This window comes from Arcobacter sp. LA11, from assembly GCF_001895145.1.
In the GTDB taxonomy this organism is placed as follows: domain Bacteria; phylum Campylobacterota; class Campylobacteria; order Campylobacterales; family Arcobacteraceae; genus Halarcobacter.
The window spans coordinates 110,071-126,849 of sequence record NZ_BDIR01000008.1 but is presented as its reverse complement, the minus strand read 5'-3'; the positions used below and the strand labels follow the sequence as shown (position 1 = coordinate 126,849).

25 protein-coding genes are annotated in these 16,779 nt (G+C 26.9%); 8 read left to right on the top strand and 17 right to left on the bottom strand.

Annotated elements, in window-relative coordinates; translation table 11 throughout:
- Window positions 1-6: 6 nt before the first annotated feature.
- Genes trpC through BT997_RS10475 form a run of 4 tightly spaced genes read right to left on the bottom strand, consistent with a single transcriptional unit; the run spans window position 7 to window position 3,162 of the window.
- Window positions 7-798, bottom strand: a complete 792-nt coding sequence (gene trpC, locus BT997_RS10490; RefSeq protein WP_072681848.1) for an indole-3-glycerol phosphate synthase TrpC — start codon at window positions 796-798, stop codon at window positions 7-9.
- On the bottom strand, window positions 795-2,099 hold the full coding sequence (locus BT997_RS10485) for a hypothetical protein (protein ID WP_072681847.1): 1,305 nt from the start codon (window positions 2,097-2,099) through the stop codon (window positions 795-797). Before BT997_RS10485 ends, trpC begins: the two co-directional genes overlap by 4 nt.
- Window positions 2,075-2,455, bottom strand: a complete 381-nt coding sequence (locus tag BT997_RS10480) for a YkgJ family cysteine cluster protein (protein WP_072681846.1) — start codon at window positions 2,453-2,455, stop codon at window positions 2,075-2,077. Before BT997_RS10480 ends, BT997_RS10485 begins: the two co-directional genes overlap by 25 nt.
- Complete coding sequence (locus BT997_RS10475; RefSeq protein WP_072681845.1) at window positions 2,452-3,162, bottom strand: tRNA1(Val) (adenine(37)-N6)-methyltransferase; 711 nt, start codon at window positions 3,160-3,162, stop codon at window positions 2,452-2,454. The genes BT997_RS10480 and BT997_RS10475 overlap by 4 nt, the downstream gene beginning before the upstream one ends.
- Before the next feature lie 297 nt (window positions 3,163-3,459).
- Between BT997_RS10475 and BT997_RS10470 the strand changes: the two genes are divergently transcribed.
- The 4 genes from BT997_RS10470 to BT997_RS10455 are packed head-to-tail and all read left to right on the top strand — an operon-like array spanning window position 3,460 to window position 6,320.
- The gene (locus BT997_RS10470; protein WP_072681844.1) at window positions 3,460-3,777 is read left to right on the top strand and encodes a 4Fe-4S binding protein; all 318 of its coding nucleotides are present in this window, start codon (window positions 3,460-3,462) and stop codon (window positions 3,775-3,777) included.
- Between the two features lie 9 nt (window positions 3,778-3,786).
- The gene (locus BT997_RS10465; RefSeq protein WP_072681843.1) at window positions 3,787-4,917 is read left to right on the top strand and encodes a 2-oxoglutarate synthase subunit alpha; all 1,131 of its coding nucleotides are present in this window, start codon (window positions 3,787-3,789) and stop codon (window positions 4,915-4,917) included.
- A gap of 1 nt (window position 4,918) precedes the next feature.
- Window positions 4,919-5,752, top strand: a complete 834-nt coding sequence (locus tag BT997_RS10460) for a 2-oxoglutarate ferredoxin oxidoreductase subunit beta (protein ID WP_072681842.1) — start codon at window positions 4,919-4,921, stop codon at window positions 5,750-5,752.
- A 10-nt stretch (window positions 5,753-5,762) separates the two neighbouring features.
- Window positions 5,763-6,320, top strand: a complete 558-nt coding sequence (locus BT997_RS10455; protein ID WP_072681841.1) for a 2-oxoacid:acceptor oxidoreductase family protein — start codon at window positions 5,763-5,765, stop codon at window positions 6,318-6,320.
- A 55-nt stretch (window positions 6,321-6,375) separates the two neighbouring features.
- Here BT997_RS10455 and BT997_RS10450 read toward each other — a convergent pair whose 3' ends face one another.
- Together BT997_RS10450 and BT997_RS10445 are read right to left on the bottom strand one after the other, a co-directional pair.
- The gene (locus tag BT997_RS10450) at window positions 6,376-6,783 is read right to left on the bottom strand and encodes an ACT domain-containing protein (protein ID WP_072681840.1); all 408 of its coding nucleotides are present in this window, start codon (window positions 6,781-6,783) and stop codon (window positions 6,376-6,378) included.
- A gap of 10 nt (window positions 6,784-6,793) precedes the next feature.
- A complete protein-coding gene (locus BT997_RS10445) occupies window positions 6,794-7,114 on the bottom strand; it encodes a multidrug efflux SMR transporter (RefSeq protein ID WP_072681839.1) in 321 nt (106 codons plus the stop codon).
- Between the two features lie 109 nt (window positions 7,115-7,223).
- Here BT997_RS10445 and BT997_RS10440 point away from each other — a divergent pair, with 109 nt between their 5' ends.
- Window positions 7,224-7,712, top strand: coding sequence for a MarR family winged helix-turn-helix transcriptional regulator (locus BT997_RS10440; RefSeq protein ID WP_083568682.1), 489 nt, complete (start codon window positions 7,224-7,226; stop codon window positions 7,710-7,712).
- 2 nt (window positions 7,713-7,714) lie between these two features.
- Here the strand turns inward: BT997_RS10440 and BT997_RS10435 are convergent, their stop codons facing one another.
- Genes BT997_RS10435 through rpe form a run of 4 tightly spaced genes read right to left on the bottom strand, consistent with a single transcriptional unit; the run spans window position 7,715 to window position 10,303 of the window.
- A complete protein-coding gene (locus BT997_RS10435; RefSeq protein ID WP_072681838.1) occupies window positions 7,715-8,257 on the bottom strand; it encodes an HD domain-containing protein in 543 nt (180 codons plus the stop codon).
- Complete coding sequence (locus tag BT997_RS10430) at window positions 8,258-9,079, bottom strand: 3'-5' exonuclease (RefSeq protein WP_072681837.1); 822 nt, start codon at window positions 9,077-9,079, stop codon at window positions 8,258-8,260. It abuts the gene before it with no gap.
- Window positions 9,069-9,659 (bottom strand): phosphoribosylanthranilate isomerase, encoded by a 591-nt coding sequence (locus BT997_RS10425; RefSeq protein ID WP_072681836.1) that lies wholly within the window; start codon window positions 9,657-9,659, stop codon window positions 9,069-9,071. Before BT997_RS10425 ends, BT997_RS10430 begins: the two co-directional genes overlap by 11 nt.
- A 2-nt stretch (window positions 9,660-9,661) precedes the next feature.
- Window positions 9,662-10,303: a ribulose-phosphate 3-epimerase gene (rpe, locus tag BT997_RS10420; RefSeq protein WP_072681835.1), complete on the bottom strand. Its 642-nt coding sequence runs from the start codon at window positions 10,301-10,303 to the stop codon at window positions 9,662-9,664.
- Window positions 10,304-10,405: 102 nt separating this feature from the next.
- Between rpe and BT997_RS10415 the strand changes: the two genes are divergently transcribed.
- A complete protein-coding gene (locus BT997_RS10415) occupies window positions 10,406-11,395 on the top strand; it encodes a phospholipase A (RefSeq protein WP_072681834.1) in 990 nt (329 codons plus the stop codon).
- 71 nt (window positions 11,396-11,466) lie between these two features.
- A complete protein-coding gene (locus BT997_RS10410) occupies window positions 11,467-11,709 on the top strand; it encodes a restriction endonuclease (protein WP_072681833.1) in 243 nt (80 codons plus the stop codon).
- Window positions 11,710-11,784: 75 nt separating this feature from the next.
- Here BT997_RS10410 and BT997_RS10405 read toward each other — a convergent pair whose 3' ends face one another.
- From BT997_RS10405 to BT997_RS10385, 5 genes are all read right to left on the bottom strand, one after another.
- The gene (locus BT997_RS10405) at window positions 11,785-12,462 is read right to left on the bottom strand and encodes a hypothetical protein (RefSeq protein ID WP_072681832.1); all 678 of its coding nucleotides are present in this window, start codon (window positions 12,460-12,462) and stop codon (window positions 11,785-11,787) included.
- A gap of 101 nt (window positions 12,463-12,563) precedes the next feature.
- A complete protein-coding gene (locus tag BT997_RS10400) occupies window positions 12,564-13,511 on the bottom strand; it encodes a HAMP domain-containing sensor histidine kinase (RefSeq protein WP_143145187.1) in 948 nt (315 codons plus the stop codon).
- A 73-nt stretch (window positions 13,512-13,584) separates the two neighbouring features.
- Window positions 13,585-14,229: a response regulator transcription factor gene (locus tag BT997_RS10395; RefSeq protein ID WP_072681830.1), complete on the bottom strand. Its 645-nt coding sequence runs from the start codon at window positions 14,227-14,229 to the stop codon at window positions 13,585-13,587.
- An 8-nt stretch (window positions 14,230-14,237) separates the two neighbouring features.
- Window positions 14,238-14,495 carry a hypothetical protein gene (locus tag BT997_RS10390; protein WP_072681829.1) on the bottom strand — a complete coding sequence of 86 codons (258 nt, stop codon included), beginning with the start codon at window positions 14,493-14,495 and terminating at the stop codon, window positions 14,238-14,240.
- A gap of 10 nt (window positions 14,496-14,505) precedes the next feature.
- Window positions 14,506-14,982, bottom strand: coding sequence for a hypothetical protein (locus BT997_RS10385; protein ID WP_072681828.1), 477 nt, complete (start codon window positions 14,980-14,982; stop codon window positions 14,506-14,508).
- Window positions 14,983-15,330: 348 nt separating this feature from the next.
- On the opposite strand from BT997_RS10385, the gene BT997_RS10380 reads away from it, so the two are divergent.
- The gene (locus BT997_RS10380; protein ID WP_072681827.1) at window positions 15,331-15,573 is read left to right on the top strand and encodes a restriction endonuclease; all 243 of its coding nucleotides are present in this window, start codon (window positions 15,331-15,333) and stop codon (window positions 15,571-15,573) included.
- Window positions 15,574-15,645: 72 nt separating this feature from the next.
- On the opposite strand, the gene BT997_RS10375 is transcribed toward BT997_RS10380, so the two are convergent.
- Entirely contained in the window at window positions 15,646-16,137 is a 492-nt protein-coding gene (locus tag BT997_RS10375; RefSeq protein WP_072681826.1) for a hypothetical protein, read from the bottom strand.
- Window positions 16,138-16,139: 2 nt separating this feature from the next.
- Window positions 16,140-16,715 carry an NUDIX hydrolase gene (locus BT997_RS10370; protein WP_072681825.1) on the bottom strand — a complete coding sequence of 192 codons (576 nt, stop codon included), beginning with the start codon at window positions 16,713-16,715 and terminating at the stop codon, window positions 16,140-16,142.
- Between the last annotated feature and the right edge of the window lie 64 nt (window positions 16,716-16,779).

Below are 16,779 nucleotides of genomic sequence, written 5' to 3'. Positions count from 1 at the left end.
GAACTGTTAAAGAACAGCTCTTTTAAATTTTTCTAATTCTTCTTCTATAGAAGGAACTCTCATAAAGTGCTCACCTATTAGGAAAGCATCTGCACCTATAGCACTTAATCTTTGAATGGTTTCTACATTTGAAACTCCAGACTCAGCAACTATAATTTTTCCATTTGGAATCATTGGAATTAATTTTTCACATAATGTCATGTCCATTTCCATAGTTTCAAGGTTTCTATGGTTTATACCTACTATATGTGCACCACATTTCATTGCTTTTGTTAAATCTTCTTTATCATGTACTTCAACTAAAACTTCAAGACCTAAGTGTAGAGCATATTCATACAACTCTTTTAAATCTTTAGTACTTAAAGATTTTGCAATTAATAAAATAAAATCTGCTCCATAGACTAAAGCTTCTACAATTTGATATTTATCTAAAATAAAATCTTTTCTAAGTAATGGTGTTGGAACATATCTTCTAATCTGAGTTAAATACTCTAAATTACCTTGGAAATAATGTGGTTCTGTTAAAACAGAAATTGCATTTGCTCCACTATTACTATAGCTTTGTGCAATAAGTAATGGATCAAAATCTTCTTTTATAACACCTTTAGATGGACTAGCTTTTTTAACTTCTGCAATTATTCTAATTGGTTCTTCTTTTGTAGCTGTTAAGTATGGCTTTACATCTCTTGGAGGAAATGGATTTGCACTTAAACTTCTACCTAACCAATCTAAAGAATAATCTTTTTTTCTTTTTTCAACATCTTCTCTAGTTCTTCTATTAATCTCATCTAAAATCACTTATTACACTCCTTAATTTTTTTCCAATGTATTTTTATTTCTTCATCATTTAATCCTGCACCATCAACTACTTTTTTCATATTGATTAATGCTTCTTTACACTCTTTTAATTTATATTGTCCCCAAGCTAAAGAATCAATATATGCTAAATTATTAGGTGCTTTTTCTAAAGCTTTTTTTACATACTTTAAACCCTTTTTAACATCAATGTCAAGGTCAATTAATATATATCCTAAATAATTTTGATAAACATGATTATCTAAAACAGTTAAAACATCTTCAAACTTTTTAATCACACTTTTTATAACTTTTTTCTTATCTTTTGCCATTTCAAACTCAAGCATTGCAATTTGTGCAAGATAATCTATATTTCCATTTGTTGAATAAAGTCTATTTGCTAAATCTAAAGCTTTTTTATTTTGATTGTCATTTCTATATAATGAAAACAATTTATCATCATCAGCTTTACTCTCTTCAAGAAATTTTATCGCTTCTTTAATATCTTTCTTTTCTAAATAATACATAAGAAGTTTGTATATCTTATCTACATTGAAAGTATTGTTTTCTTCTTTATATGTATAGTATGTCTTTTTTAATACAGATATCACACCATCAATATTTTTTTGTTCTTGGTAAAAAGATAAAAGTTTTGAACAAACTAAATTGTTACAACCATATAATTTAGTATGAGATTCTAAATAATTAATAGCTTCATTTTTTTCATTTAGATAAACATACATAATATTTGCTAGATTTAACAATGAACTTGGAGTTAATGAATTTGTATAAACTTTTTTATATAACTCTTTTGCTTTTTTATACTCTTTTTTATATAAATGTATATTTCCTAATAACTCATAATTTAAATCTGATTTATATTTTTCTAACAAAGCTTTAGTTTCAAAAAATGCTTTATCAACATTTTTTGTTTTCATAAGAGCTAATATATAAACTCTTAATATCTTATCTTCGCCTTTTTTAATCTGTTTTCTATTAATATCAACTTGCTTAATAATATCATCAAACTTTTTTAAAGTATAAGAAGCTTTTACATACTCTAAAAGATACTCTTCTTTTAAAGTTTCTAAAAATAAATCTAAATAAATTCTTCTAGACTCTTCTTTTTGGCCATTTCTATCATATTCTAAAGCAAACATAATATATCTATCTTCATTGGCAAATGTTTTATATCTATAGTCATGATTTATTAAATTACTTTGTGCTGGCTGCCTTAATTGGGTACAACCAATTATAAAAAATATTAAGAAAAAATATATTATAACTCTTTTATAGCTGGACACTCTTTTATAACCTCTTCTTTATTTTGTTTAAAATAATCCCAAAAAGGGAACGTTTTACATTGTATTGGTCGTGCTTCGTAAATAGAACACTGTTTTTTATCTAAATTAAAAAATACACATGCATAGTTGTCATGTGACAATTGTACCTCTTTTAAACTATATTTATACCCTCTTTTTTCTAAAAACTTAACTCTTAATTCATCTAAACTAATATTTAAGTGTAAAGATAGATTTTCAATCTCTTGTTTATTTATCCAAATATTACCACTTTCACCTATACAACAGTTCCCTTCACAAGTATCACACCCTTTTGGATCAAATCCAAAATCGAAACCTTCTCTTTTCACTATATTCATATTTGGGCTTTTATACTATGTGTAGAAGATTTTTTATAGATATCTTGAACATTAGATGTAAATTCTTCATCTTCAAAAACTATTAAAGGCTGCAAGACTTTCAAAAGTGACTTTGAATTCTTTCTTGCATATACTAAAACTAATGTTGCATCCTTACCTTTTTTGGGATGCACAAACTGTAAGCTTTCAATATTTAATTTATACTTCCCTAACAAAACAACTATCTGATTTAATTGTTTAACATCATAACAAAAGAAAAACTTACCACTATTTTTTAAAACTTTTGATATTTTTTCTATAAACTCTTCTAAAGGTAAACTATCATTGTATCTTGCAATTTTCAGATTTTCATTTTCACTTTTTATTACATTACTATGATAAAAAGGAGGGTTTGAAATACAAATATCAAATTGCTTATCAAAATCCATCTCTAAAAAAGAGCCTCTATACATATTATTTTTAATATTATTGCATTTTGCATTTATACAGGAAAACTCTTGAAAATTATCTTGTATTTCACACTGATTCAAATGTAGTTTAGAATAATCCCGTGAAACAAGTAAACCTAAAATACCACTACCGCTACCTATATCTAAAAGCTCGCCATTGATATTCTTAAATTTTTCAAAATTTCTACAAATAAAATCATATAAAAAATGTGTATCACTATTATAACAGTAACCATTTAGAGGTTGATACAAAACCAATTAAATACCTTTGTCTATTTTTTTAAGATTATATCTAATAATACATTTAAATATAGTGATAAAAAGTATCATTATAAGTAAATAATATCTTTAGTATTTATATCTATTATATAAATTATTTTTGAACAAGTAACAGTTTTTTTTAATACAAAAAATCCTGTAGCATAAAGTAACATCAAGAAAATTCACTCAATTTATTCTTAAATTTAAATATACTTTATTTCTAGAATTAGTTATGATGTTTCAAGAATATTTGAGTTTTACTCAATATATTAATCAAAAATTTAAGGGGAAAATATGGCAATTATGGAAGCTCCTGCAAACACTCCTGTTTGGGTTGATGAGAGTAGATGTAAAGCATGTGATGTTTGTGTATCAGTTTGTCCTGCTGGTGTTTTAGCAATGAGACCAGAACCAACTTCAACTCTAGGAGCAATGATTCAAATTGTAGCTCACGAGTCATGTATCGGGTGTAACGACTGTGAACTATCATGTCCTGATTTTGCAATTTATGTTGCAGATAAAAAAGAATTTAAATTCGCAAAACTTTCTGATGAAGCAAAAGAAAGAGGCGAAGCGATTAAGAAAAATAACTATAGAGTACTTGGTGCTTAAGGAGAAGTAATGGCAAGAGAAATAATTTCAACTGGTAATGATTTAGCTGCAATTGCTGCAGTAGATGCTGGGTGTGAGTTTTTTGGTGGGTATCCTATTACTCCTTCAAGTGAAGTAATGCATACAATTTCAGATTTATTACCTAAAATGGGTGGTGCTGCAATTCAAATGGAAGATGAAATTGCTGGTGTTTGTGCTGCTATTGGTGGTGCAATGTCTGGTAAGAGATCTTTAACTGCAACTTCAGGTCCTGGTATTTCATTAAAATCTGAAAACATTGGATTAGCATATATTGCTGAAGTTCCTTTAGTAATTGTAAATGTAATGAGAGGTGGTCCTTCAACTGGTCTTCCAACAAGAGTACAACAAGGTGATGTTTTACAAGCTAAAACTCCTACACATGGTGACTATAAATCAATTACTGTATGTGCATCTACTTTAGATGAGTGTTATACAGAAACGGTAAGAGCATTTAACTTAGCTGATAGATTTATGCAACCTGTATTTGTTTTACTAGATGAAACAATTGGACACATGTCTGGAAAAGCTGTTTTACCTGATTTAGAAGAAGTAAAAGCAGGAATCAAACCTAGACAAGTATTTACTGGAGATCCAAAAGATTATAGACCATATGATGTAGCTCAAGATGAAGCTGCTGTATTAAATCCTATGTTCCAAGGTTATAGATATCATTATACTGGATTACATCATGGACCAAAAGGTCACCCAACTGAAGATGAAAAAGAGTGTCAAGATTTAATTGATAGACTTTTTAATAAAGTTGAAGCACATATTGATGAAATTGAATCATATGAAGAATATTTATTAGAAGATGCTGATATTATGATTATTGCTTATGGTTCATTAGCACTAGCAGCAAGAGAAGCAATTAATAGATTAAGAGACGAAGGCGTTAAAGTTGGTATGTTTAGACCAATTACTATGTGGCCAAGTCCAGAAGCAAAAATTAAAGAATTATGTGACAAATTTGATAAAGTATTAGTAGCAGAACTTAATATGGGTCAATATGTTGAAGAAATTCAAAGAGCAAGTGGAAGAAGAGATTTTGACACAATGTTTAAAGCAAATGGTAGACCAATTGCACCAATTGAACTTATTGAAAAAATAAAAGGAATGTAAGATGGCATTTAATTATGATGAATACTTAAGAACTGACAAAATGCCAACACTATGGTGTTGGGGATGTGGTGACGGTGTTATTTTAAAAGCACTAATCAGAGCAATCGAAAAGTTACAATGGAACATGGATGATGTTTGTGTTGTTTCTGGAATTGGTTGTTCAGGAAGATTCTCATCTTACATCAACTGTAATACAATCCATACTACTCATGGTAGAACTATTGCTTATGCAACTGGTGTAAAATTAGCAAATCCTGATAAACACGTTATTTGTGTAACAGGTGATGGTGATGGACTTGCAATTGGTGGTAACCATACAATTCACGGATGTAGAAGAAACATTGATATTAACCAAATTGTTATTAATAACTTCATTTACGGATTAACTAACTCTCAAACTTCTCCAACTACTCCTCAAGGTATGTGGACAGTTACTATGAAAAGAGGAAATATTGATCCTACATTTAATGCATGTGATTTAGCAATTGGTGCAGGTGCATCATTTGTAGCAAGAGAAACTATGCTTGATCCTAAAAAACTTGAAAGAATATTTGTTAAAGGATTAGACCATAACGGTTATTCATTCTTTGATATTTTCTCAAACTGTCACGTTAACTTAGGAAGAAAAAATAAAATGAACTCTGCAATGGCTAACTTAGAATGGATTGATTCTATTACTGTTGCAAAAACTAAGTTTGATAAAATGAGTGAAGAGGAACAAGAAGGATTATTCCCTACTGGAATTTTAAAACAAGATACTGAAGCTGCTGAATATACTGATATGTATGAAAAAGTAAAAGAAGCACATCAGAATAAAACAACAGTACAATTCTAAGGAGAACATCATGGCTAAAACATTAATGAGATTTACAGGTGTTGGTGGACAAGGTGTACTTCTTGCTGGTTCTATTTTTGCAGCAGCAAAAATCAATGCTGGTGGATACGGATTAAAAACTGCAACATATACATCACAAGTAAGAGGTGGTGCTACAGTTGTTGATATTACATTAGAAGATGATCCAATTTTATACCCATATGCAAATGATGGTGAAATTGATTTTATGCTTTCTGTTGCACAAGTATCTTATGATCAATTCAAAAATGGTGTTAAAGAAGGTGGAACTATTGTTGTAGAACCAAATCTTGTAACTCCATCTGAAGAAGATAAAAAAAGATGGAATATCTTTGAAATTCCAATTATTACTATTGCAAAAGAAGAAGTAGGAAATGTAATTACTCAATCAGTACTTGCATTATCAATTGCAAATCTTATGACAGGTCATACTATTACTGATGATGTGTTAAGAGAAACAATGTTATCAAAAGTACCTGCAAAAGTACATGATATCAATAATAAAGCATTTGATCTTGGTATCAAATACGCTAAAGAAGCAATGGCATAATTACATTTAATAATCTCTCCTTCTAAAGGAGAGATTATCTTCTATTTACTATAATCTATTTTATTTCCGACAATTTTTTAAGTACCTCTAAGGCTAACAAAGATTTATCTTTAGAAACAAAAATATGATCATGATAAAAACCTGCAACTACATTTGCAGATATATTATGATTTGATAATGCAGTTGATATTGCAGATGTTAAACCTACTGCTTCAAGACTTGAATGTACTTCTAAAGTAATTTTATTAAAAACAGCATTATAAGAAATTTGTTTCTCATCTGCTTTTTCTTTTAATATAATAAAGGTCATCCCCTCTTCTTCTAAAAAAGTACATATTGGTTTTAGTGATAGAATTTCTTCATTTAATTCAAATATTTTTTTTGTACAAAATACATATTCTATATCATCTAAAAAAGGTCTCATTTCTTTTAGCAATATATTCAAATTTTCAATTCCTGACATATTTTACCTTTTAATTTGATACTAATTTAAGACCAATAATTGATGATACTAAAGTAAATAAAAAAAATAGTCTCATCATACTTGCTGGTTCTTTATAAAAAACTATTCCAACAACTATTGTACCAAGAACACCTATTCCAGTCCAAATTGCATATGCCGTTCCTATTGATATACTCTCAACAGCCTTTGTAAGAAAATAGAAACTTCCAAATGCAAATATTATAAAAACTACTGTAGGTATTAATTTAGTAAAATTTTCTGTTAATTTAATCATTGAAGCAAAACCTATTTCTAAAACTCCTGCTATTAATAAATAAATCCATGCTGACATATATTATCCTTTTTTATCTTTCCTAGAAAGATAATTAAAAGTTTAACAATATATATCTTAATTTTATCTTTCCAAGAAAGATAAATATCTTATATGTTATAATTATTCTATGAATAGAGAACAATTTGAAACAAATTTAAAAAATGTAAAAAAGTTTACTCCCGAAGTCTATAAAAATACTATGAAAATAACAACACCATTTTTTGTCTTACATAAAAAACTTTTTGATAAAGGAGACGAACTTCTAATCAATGATTTTTCAATAAATCAAACAGAGTTAGATATATTATCATCACTTTATTATATGACGGATGGTACATTTACAATGAGCCCAACAAAACTTTATGAAGTTATGCTTTTTTCTTCTGGAGGAATGACAAAGGTACTTAAAAAACTTGAAGATAAAAAATTAATAAAAAGAATAAATAATGAACAAGACAAAAGAAGTAAACTAGTACAATTGACTCAAAAAGGGAAAGAAACTACATCTAATTCACTTAAAGAAGTAGTAGGATTTGAAAATGAATACCTTTCAAAACTTAATGAAAAAGAGCAAGAATTATTTAAAAACTTACTCTATAAAATACTTAAAGAATAGTTTTATTTTACATAAACTCTATACTCTGCAATCTTATCTTCTAACCTTTTTGAGAGATAAGCATTTGAATTTTTAAGACATGATAAAATAAACTTTGCCTCTTTATGATAATTAAATATTTTTTGACCATCCCAATTTTCTGGTGGTTTTTGCATATTTGTAATTCTATCTGCAAGTTTTACCATTTGTATTTCATAAGGTTGTGTCATTAGTCTTTCTATACTATCTTGCATTTGAAGCTGTTTCGTATCTAAAGTTTTATCTTTGGTAAGTGCATCAACACCTTCTGCTATTTCTAATCCAAATCCATTAAAAATATCATCATATGTAAATTCAGTATCTTCTATCACATCATGTAATAATGCACAAGAAATTGCTTTATTTGCTTTTTCTTCTTCCATTTTACTCTCTTCACACGCATGAATAACTTCCATAGCTACACTTGAAATATGAACTATATAAGGTAAACCCATTGGAGTTTTTTGTTCTTTATGCGCTACTGCTGCATAATTTAATGCTTTTAAATAGTTCTCTTGTGAAAACATTTATTTTCCTTCTACTTTTTTATGATTAACTTTTATTTTTGGCATAACTGGCTGTGCACTCTTTGAAAAATGAATTAAATCTTCAACTGTTTTAACATTTTTATCCAACATTTCAAGTGATTTTTCTAAAATATATGTTGTACTTAAAGCATCACTATAAGCTCTGTGATGATTGTCAATATCTATTGATAAAGACTCTTTTAGAAAACTAAGTCCATAACGTTCGGCCTTGATAGTACGTCTAGCTAAATCAATAGTACAAAGTTTTCTATTTTCTAATCTACCTAAATCATACTTTATTAAAGAATTTGATATAAAATTATAATCAAACTTTATATCATGTGCAACAAAAACATCATCTTCTAAGAATAATTTAAATTCTTCCAAAACTGTCTTTAAAACTGGTGCATCTTCTAACATCTCAGGTTTTATATTAGTTACTTCTTGAATATATTCAGGAATGTGCTTTGCATAAACTAGTGATTCAAATTTATCTATAATTTGACCTCCATTATACTTAACAGCACCAATTTCTATTATTTGATGGCCTTTATTTACGTGGCCACCATTTGTTTCTATATCAACAATACAAAAAGTTTGTTTATCAATAGGTGTTTTTAAAGTTTTTAAAATAACTTTATCATTATAAATATCTAAAGGGAGTCCATTAGAAAGTAATAGTTCAAATTCTAAATCTGGATTATCAAAAAATCTATCTTGATTATTTTTAAGTTCTTCTAAAAAAACATCTAATTCAATAGGTTCTCTTTTTAGTCTTTCAATCAATCTAGTTAAATGATTCTTTTGATTTTTAGATTTCATTAACTGCTTTTACAAAGTTAATCATTTTTTGTTTATCTTTCTTTCCCTTTGAAGCTTCAACTCCAGAGCTTACATCAACTCCATAAAAATTAAAACCTTTTAGTTCTTGAAGATTATTTTCATTTAAACCACCAGCAAGAACAATCTTTGAACAATCAGCATGCTTAAACCATTCAAGAGCTACTCTTTTACCAGCTCCACCAAATGATTCCACAAAGGCATCTACTAAAATATAATTGTCTTGATTTTCAACTATATCTTTTTCAGATTTTGCTCTTATTACGTTTATGTATTTATAATTTAAACTCGCAAAATCAGTATAATTATCATCATCTATTATTTGAGCAAGTTGCATTTTTGCATTTGTACAAACTTGATTTATAAATGAACTATTTTCATTTACAAAAAGCCCTACAGTTTGAATAAAAGGGGGAAGAGCTTTTACTATTTCTCTAGCAGTAAAAGGATCAATATATCTTGGACTTTTCTCATAAAAAACAAAACCTAAAGCGTCTGCACCTGCATTTATTGCATCTAGAGCATCTTCTAGATTAGTAATACCACAAATTTTAACTTTCATTATTAAACCTGTAGACTCTTTATAGCTTCACCATAATTTTCATTTCCAAATACATAAGATCCAGCAACTACAACATCAACACCAGCATCTTTTAACTCATGGATATTTTTATTATTTACTCCACCATCAACTTGAATTAGGCAATTTGGGTTTCTTTTATTAATCAATTCTTTTAACTTTTTAGCTTTTTCTACAACACTTGAAATAAACTTTTGTCCACCAAAACCTGGATTTACTGACATTAATAAAACCATATCTAAATCTTCAAGTAAATACTCAATTGATTCAGGAGTAGAATGAGGATTTAGAACAATTGCAGGTTTAATTCCTAAACTTCTTAGTTTTTGAATAACTCTATGTGGATGTCTCTCACTCTCTATATGAAAAGAAATATACTCTGGTTTAATTGGTGCAAATAAATCAATGAAGAAATTGTTATCTTCAACCATTAGATGTACATCTAGAGGCTTTGTTGCAGCTTTTGCAACTGGGTTTACAACCACGGGACCAATTGTCATATTTGGAACAAAATGTCCATCCATTACATCAACATGTATTAAATCACAACCACCATCACAGATTGCTTTTATTTCATTAGCAAGATTTCCAAAATCTGCTGATAAAATTGAAGGTGCTACAAGCATAAAAAACCTTTTTTATAATATATTCGCGATTATATCATTTTATAGGTTTATTTTACTTATTGTGCTAGTATTTTAATAATTTTTTATAAGGGTTTAACAATAATGAAACATCTAAACTTTATTTTTTTAATTATTCTGAGTACTATATTTCTAAATGCTAATAGTGATTTAAACAAATTATATAACGAAGCTCTAAACCTTGAACAAGAAGGTAAATACAAAGAAGCAATGCTTCTATACAAAGAGATTGCAAATAAAGAACGTACAATAAATCGCGTATATATTGATGAAGATAAAAAGAAAGAAGTAAAAGCAATATCAACAACACTTGATACAATTGAAAACAAAGAGACTGTTGAAACCATCGAACAAATTATTGCTTCAAATTTTAATTTATATCCATATAAAGAAAACTATTTACTACCTTTTTCATACGATACAAAAAAAAGAGAAGGAAGAAATCAAGTAGAAACAAAATTCCAGTTAAGTGTAAAAAAACCTATCTTTCATAATCTTTTTGGTTTTAATGAAACAATAAACCTTGCATATACACATACCTCATGGTGGCAACTTTATGAAGAATCATCACCATTTAGAGAAACAAATTATAAACCAGAAATATTTGTAACTGTACCCTATGGAAAAAGAGATAAGACTTCTTTAAAAGGTTTTAAATTTGGATTACTTCATGAATCAAATGGACAAAATGAGCCAGAATCAAGGTCTTGGAATAGATTATATTTAGAAAGCTATTTTCAAGCTGGCAATTTATTTGCAATACCTAGAGTATGGTATAGATTACCAGAAAGAGAAGAAGATGATGATAATCCAGATATAGAAGATTATATGGGATATGGCGACTTAACTCTTGTTTATCCATATAAAAAACATACTTTTAAACTTTTACTTAGAAATAATCTAAAATTTAATGATAAAAATAAAGGTTTTACCCAATTTGATTGGACTTTTCCATTTTTTAACTCTAAAAATACTTTTGGATATGTTCAATTATCTAATGGCTATGGAGATAGCTTAATTGATTATGATAAAGAAATAAATCGTATTAGTTTTGGAATATCTCTTTCAAGATAAAATATCAACTTACACTTAACTAACACTTTATTTATATACTTCCATACATTTAAAAAACAAGGAGTATAAAAATGAAATTAGCAAAAGGTATAGCAATCTTAACAATCTTAGGTGCAACAAGTTTATTTGCAACAGGAACAGATAATATTATTGTACTAGTAGAAAAAATTAATAGTACAAATGACCTAAAAGTTAAAAGCCAATTAATGGATAAGCTTGATGAAGAACTTGAAATAATGGACAAAGATGATCTTTCAGAAGCACAAAGAATTGTTAACGCAAAATTAAAACAATCAAAACTTATTACTAAATAACCCCTACTACATAACCTTAATTATCCTATGTAAATTCTTCAAACCCTAATTTGAAGGATTTACATAATTTTTTAATCAGACCATACTTTGAACATGAAAAGGATTAATATTATTGCTTCCTACAATTTGTTCTACAACTGTTTTATTATCATTTTTATTTTCTTGATAATTTTCTTGAATTTCTTTTAAATCATCCAAACTTTGTTTAGTATCATCTCTATTTAAATATGAAGGCAAGTTAGACAATAATTGAACGTAAGTATTAATTATATTTTCTAAAAAAGCATCTAAGTCAATTTGATTCATTTCATTTCTAGATAATGAACTTGAATTACCATATACTTCTGATACATCTAAACTTCCATGAGGATTTTTCCTTCTTCCTGCATGATAATCCATATTATTTTTAAGCTCTGTTAAATACATAGCAGGAATCTCTTTTTTCTTCATAGTTTCAAAGGCAGCTTTATTAAAAGCTTCGTCATTAGTTAAAGTAGTAACTTGCAATAATGAAGTACCAAACTCTCCAAACATAAGATCATAACCTTCTGTTTCTTTAGTTTTAAAAGCACCTTCTTTTTCCCGTTGAAGTTGAAGCTCTTTTGCTTCTTCAAAAGTTAATTTTTTATATTCTGATTCTGTCATATCTTTTGTTTCTAACAATTGACTAAAATCATCACTTTTTTGTGTAGTAGAATTTTTCTCTACAGAGCTTACATCTGAATAGGTTTTAATATCTGAAGAAATTTCCATAAGAGTCCTTTTTTAAAAATATATTTTTTTGTTATAAATTATACTCTTTTTTTTACAAAAAATACTCTTAAATTATTTTGAATTTAAATATTTGATTATTTCTAAGTAAAAACCAATTCTATTTTAGTTCCTTCATCTATTTGGCTTTGTATATAAATATGGATATTTAAAGTCTCACATAATTGTTTTACAATACTCATGCCAATTCCTAAACCATTGGTATTTTCTTTATAATATCGTTGAAATACTTTTTTTGTATCTTTGATACCTACTCCGGTATCTTCTATTACTAATTTTTGTTTCTCTACTGTTATATAAACATATCCATTTTTTTTATTATATTTACAAGCATTTGTTAATAAGTTATCAATAATACGTTCTACACCACTCTTATTACTTTTAATTATTCCATCTCTCATATTTTTTGTAAAATTAATTTTAGGATATATTTTTTGTAAAATTTCTACTTTTTCATTAATCAACTCTTCTAGGGATACCGTCTCATCTTTTGAAATCTTGTTTGGAGTTATAAATTCTAAGTTTTTATATAAAGAAGAGATACTTTTTGCACTAAGTTCAATACGTTCAATCTCATCAAAATCACCTCTTTTTCTTAAGAGTTTTGAATTCAATAATATAGAAGTGGCTGGTGTATTTAAATCATGAATTAAATCTTTAAGAAAATTTTCTAAAAGATAAAGAGCTTCTTTCATTGGTCGCATAGAATACATAGCAAAGCCTACTGAAATAAAAAGTAATAAAAAGAAAATAATGATACTAAATTTGAAAATTTTTATTAAAAATTCATTATAAACTTTTTCATATTTTTCTTTATCATAAATTACTTTTAGAAAATAAGGACCCGTTGAAGGTATCTGAAAATAAGCACATAAACCTTCTTCACAATGATAAATTTTGAAAAGCTGTTTTTCTTTATCTTCTTCTATAATATCAAGTGAAAACTTATCTCCTTTGAAATCAAAAGTATAATCTTTCATCTGATAAAGTATATTCTGATCTATATCTTTTATTTTATCTTCGTGATACATATACAAGACAATACTTGCAAAAATAATTAAAGGTATAAAAAAAAGATATATTGTAGTGAAAAGCGATTTTTTCTCATAGTTTTTCAAGTTTATATCCTATACCTTTGGTATTTGTGATATTTAAATCTAACACTTTTTTTAATTTACTAATTAGAACACGAAGTCCAGTTTCACTCGGTTTATTCATGTAATCAAAAAAAGTTGATTTATCAACTGTCATATTTATATTACGTATAAGTAATGCAAAAATCTCTTTTTCTACATTTCCTAAAGTTACTTCATTTCCACCTTTTAGTACCCTATTTTCTAATAAATCAAATGAAATATCGTTATATTGAATAACAGGGTTTTTACGTTTTAACGTTGCTTGAATCCTAGCAAGTAATTCATCAAGGTCAAATGGCTTTTTAATATAATCATCACAACCACAATTAAAACCTTCCAATGTAGTCTTAATATCTCTAAGCGCTGTAATAAAAAATGTAGGTGTATTATCTTCTGCATCACGCAAAAGTTTTAAAGTTTCCATTCCGCTAATTAAAGGAACATTTATATCAAATAAATATAGGTCAAATTTATTTTCATAAGTAATGTCAATTACTTCTTGACCATCACTTACTAAAGTAACATCATAATTTTCTTGTTCTAAAATTTGAACCATTGTTTGTGCTAAAATATTATCATCTTCTAAAAGTAAGATTTTTATTTTATTATTCATCTAAATATTTACTTTTTTAATGAACTATCATTATAAGGTTTAAGAGGAATTTTTTGTTTAGCTTTAATAATAGCATCAGCTTCTTCTCTAGCTTTTATATTTTTTTGTGCTAACTTTTTCTTTAATTCTTCTATTAACTCTTTTTTCTCTTCAGGAGTAGGAGCTTGATTTACTTTCTCAAATAGTTTATCTACTTCTTTAGTCTCTGCAAACATTGTTGTTGCTATAAAAAAGAAAAAGGTCATTATTAGTTTATTAAATTTCATTCTTCTTCCTTTATTTTTTATTTACTTTTTCATCACTTTTTTCTAAAATTTTGATACTGTTTTTAACTTTTGAAATAGGTGATATTTTAAAAGACTTTAAATTACATTTATTCTTTTTTGCTAATTGATATTGTGAATTATAAGACTCTAAAGCTGCATTAATATTTTTTGCAAAAATTGTAGGAGATTTATTTTCAATTAAAAAAAGTTGTGCTTTTGCTCCAACAACATCCTTTTGAATAAAATATCCTTTTTCAAACTCTTCTGTAATATATTTAGAAGCATGAGCCATAACCTTTGTATGTTTACTACAGTACTTATATGTTATCTGTTTTTTCTTAACTTGTTTAACTATCTTTTTTTTTGTTTCTTTTTTAACAATTGGTTTCTTAGGAGGGATTATAGTTTCTGAAGTATTCTCTTTAACACATCCAGAAAAAAGTATTGTAAAACCTGTTATAAAACATATTCGTTGTAAGTTAGTCATTTTTATAACCTTCCTTTTATTTTATAATATGGCTTCGTTTCTATTAAAACTATCATCAAACTAATATATTATTAGATTAGCAAATATGATAAGAGTATTTAAAAGCCTGTATATCATAGTTTATTGGTTTTCTTTGAATAATTAGTATCTTCTTTTATCTTTAATTTTTATAATAAAAAAAGATATAAAGTAATATTTTATTTTATATCTAACACTCAAAAAGGTTCCAATTATAATCAAAATCATATTAAACATCAAGATAAAAAAATTTAAAAATAGAACTAACACTTAACTTACACATTAAATATATACTTCCATTACATTTTAACAAAATAAAGGAGTATTAAAATGAAATTAAATAAAAAAATAGCAATTCTAGCTATCATCTCAGCAACAGGTTTATTTGCAGCAGGATTAAGTAATGTTAATATGCTAGTAGATAAAATTAATAATACTAAAGATGTTAAAGTAAAAGAACAATTAATGCAAAAACTTGATCAAGAACTTGGAACAATGGATAGAAAAGATCTTCCAGCAGCACAAGAAATTATTAGTACAAAATTAAAAAAAGAAAAGGAAGTAAAAAAATAGTATTTAGCTATTTAATGTAAGTCATCCTAACCCTAATTGGGATGGCTTATATTACTTAATATATATTTTTAATTATATAAGAACTAATCCCTCTTTTGAATTTTTATATGTAGTTTTTAGAAAATCATCTAAATAACTTTTACCAAAACTCTCAATTCCATCCAGACAAATTTTTAAATAATCAAAATTTGGTAATATTTCACTGTTTTTCTTCTGAAACTTCCCTTTATAAAGCACACAATTTAAAATAATAGTATCATCATAAGTTCTAACACTTTTTTCATCTAAAAAAAATCTATCATAACCTTTTTCTCTTTTATCTAAAGTTTCAAAATATTGATCAGATAAATTTTTTATAACTAAAGCATTAAACCAAAATTCTTCTTCCTCTTCTACGTTTAAAACAGCTCGATTTATCGAGTCAACAAATCTATAAGAAGGTTCTTGATTAAATACCCTTCTAAATCCATACACTTTTACAAATTCGACATCTTTTAATAATATACCTTCTTTTAAAAGTTCTTTTTTATTAATTAAACTTCCATATACAATTAAATTTTTCATATTTATTTATCTAGTTTATTATCCATAAACCAAAAAAATGAAAACATCAATCCTGGTGTTTTAGCCTTATTTTCATCATAAATAAAATCTCTAAAGCTAGAAACTGGTAAGAACATAGTTTCTATCTCTTCATCATGAATTCCTCCACCTTTATGTACTTTCATAGATTCATTTATTGAAGCGTAGTATAAACTTTGGCATCCACCACTAACTCCAACATTTGTATAAAAAGATGTGATTTTTTCAATATTTTCTAAAGGAACTTTATATCCACACTCTTCGTCAATTTCCTCTTTTACTATAACTTCAAGAGGTTTTTCTTTATCTACAATACCTGCACAAAGCTCATATGTACATAATTTAGAAGTATCGTTTAAGTATACAGGAGGTCTAAACTGTTTTACTAAAAGAAAAGAGTTCTTTTCTTCATGATAGAGTAATACGGCAACTGAATCAAAACTTTTCACTGCTTCCCATGCTTTATTTTTTCCATTTTGTGTATAAGTTATTTTAACAGGGTGAACAAATTTTGTATCAGTTAATTCATCTGTTTTAAAGTTTTCAATTTTATTATTCATATTAAACCTTTCGTATATTTTATTTTTATTTGTATAAAATATGAGTAAATTTATTATAACTTAA

Bases quoted from the DNA above. Each gene is read 5' to 3' on its own strand.
- BT997_RS10480 (WP_072681846.1), bottom strand. From the start codon at position 2,455: ATGAATATAGTGAAAAGAGAAGGTTTCGATTTTGGATTTGATCCAAAA.
- BT997_RS10470 (WP_072681844.1), top strand. From the start codon at position 3,460: ATGGCAATTATGGAAGCTCCTGCAAACACTCCTGTTTGGGTTGATGAG.
- BT997_RS10465 (WP_072681843.1), top strand. From the start codon at position 3,787: ATGGCAAGAGAAATAATTTCAACTGGTAATGATTTAGCTGCAATTGCT.
- BT997_RS10460 (WP_072681842.1), top strand. From the start codon at position 4,919: ATGGCATTTAATTATGATGAATACTTAAGAACTGACAAAATGCCAACA.
- BT997_RS10455 (WP_072681841.1), top strand. From the start codon at position 5,763: ATGGCTAAAACATTAATGAGATTTACAGGTGTTGGTGGACAAGGTGTA.
- BT997_RS10450 (WP_072681840.1), bottom strand. From the start codon at position 6,783: ATGTCAGGAATTGAAAATTTGAATATATTGCTAAAAGAAATGAGACCT.
- BT997_RS10445 (WP_072681839.1), bottom strand. From the start codon at position 7,114: ATGTCAGCATGGATTTATTTATTAATAGCAGGAGTTTTAGAAATAGGT.
- BT997_RS10440 (WP_083568682.1), top strand. From the start codon at position 7,224: ATGAATAGAGAACAATTTGAAACAAATTTAAAAAATGTAAAAAAGTTT.
- BT997_RS10435 (WP_072681838.1), bottom strand. From the start codon at position 8,257: ATGTTTTCACAAGAGAACTATTTAAAAGCATTAAATTATGCAGCAGTA.
- BT997_RS10430 (WP_072681837.1), bottom strand. From the start codon at position 9,079: ATGAAATCTAAAAATCAAAAGAATCATTTAACTAGATTGATTGAAAGA.
- BT997_RS10425 (WP_072681836.1), bottom strand. From the start codon at position 9,659: ATGAAAGTTAAAATTTGTGGTATTACTAATCTAGAAGATGCTCTAGAT.
- rpe (WP_072681835.1), bottom strand. From the start codon at position 10,303: ATGCTTGTAGCACCTTCAATTTTATCAGCAGATTTTGGAAATCTTGCT.
- BT997_RS10415 (WP_072681834.1), top strand. From the start codon at position 10,406: ATGAAACATCTAAACTTTATTTTTTTAATTATTCTGAGTACTATATTT.
- BT997_RS10410 (WP_072681833.1), top strand. From the start codon at position 11,467: ATGAAATTAGCAAAAGGTATAGCAATCTTAACAATCTTAGGTGCAACA.
- BT997_RS10405 (WP_072681832.1), bottom strand. From the start codon at position 12,462: ATGGAAATTTCTTCAGATATTAAAACCTATTCAGATGTAAGCTCTGTA.
- BT997_RS10400 (WP_143145187.1), bottom strand. From the start codon at position 13,511: ATGTATCACGAAGATAAAATAAAAGATATAGATCAGAATATACTTTAT.
- BT997_RS10395 (WP_072681830.1), bottom strand. From the start codon at position 14,229: ATGAATAATAAAATAAAAATCTTACTTTTAGAAGATGATAATATTTTA.
- BT997_RS10390 (WP_072681829.1), bottom strand. From the start codon at position 14,495: ATGAAATTTAATAAACTAATAATGACCTTTTTCTTTTTTATAGCAACA.
- BT997_RS10385 (WP_072681828.1), bottom strand. From the start codon at position 14,982: ATGACTAACTTACAACGAATATGTTTTATAACAGGTTTTACAATACTT.
- BT997_RS10380 (WP_072681827.1), top strand. From the start codon at position 15,331: ATGAAATTAAATAAAAAAATAGCAATTCTAGCTATCATCTCAGCAACA.
- BT997_RS10375 (WP_072681826.1), bottom strand. From the start codon at position 16,137: ATGAAAAATTTAATTGTATATGGAAGTTTAATTAATAAAAAAGAACTT.
- BT997_RS10370 (WP_072681825.1), bottom strand. From the start codon at position 16,715: ATGAATAATAAAATTGAAAACTTTAAAACAGATGAATTAACTGATACA.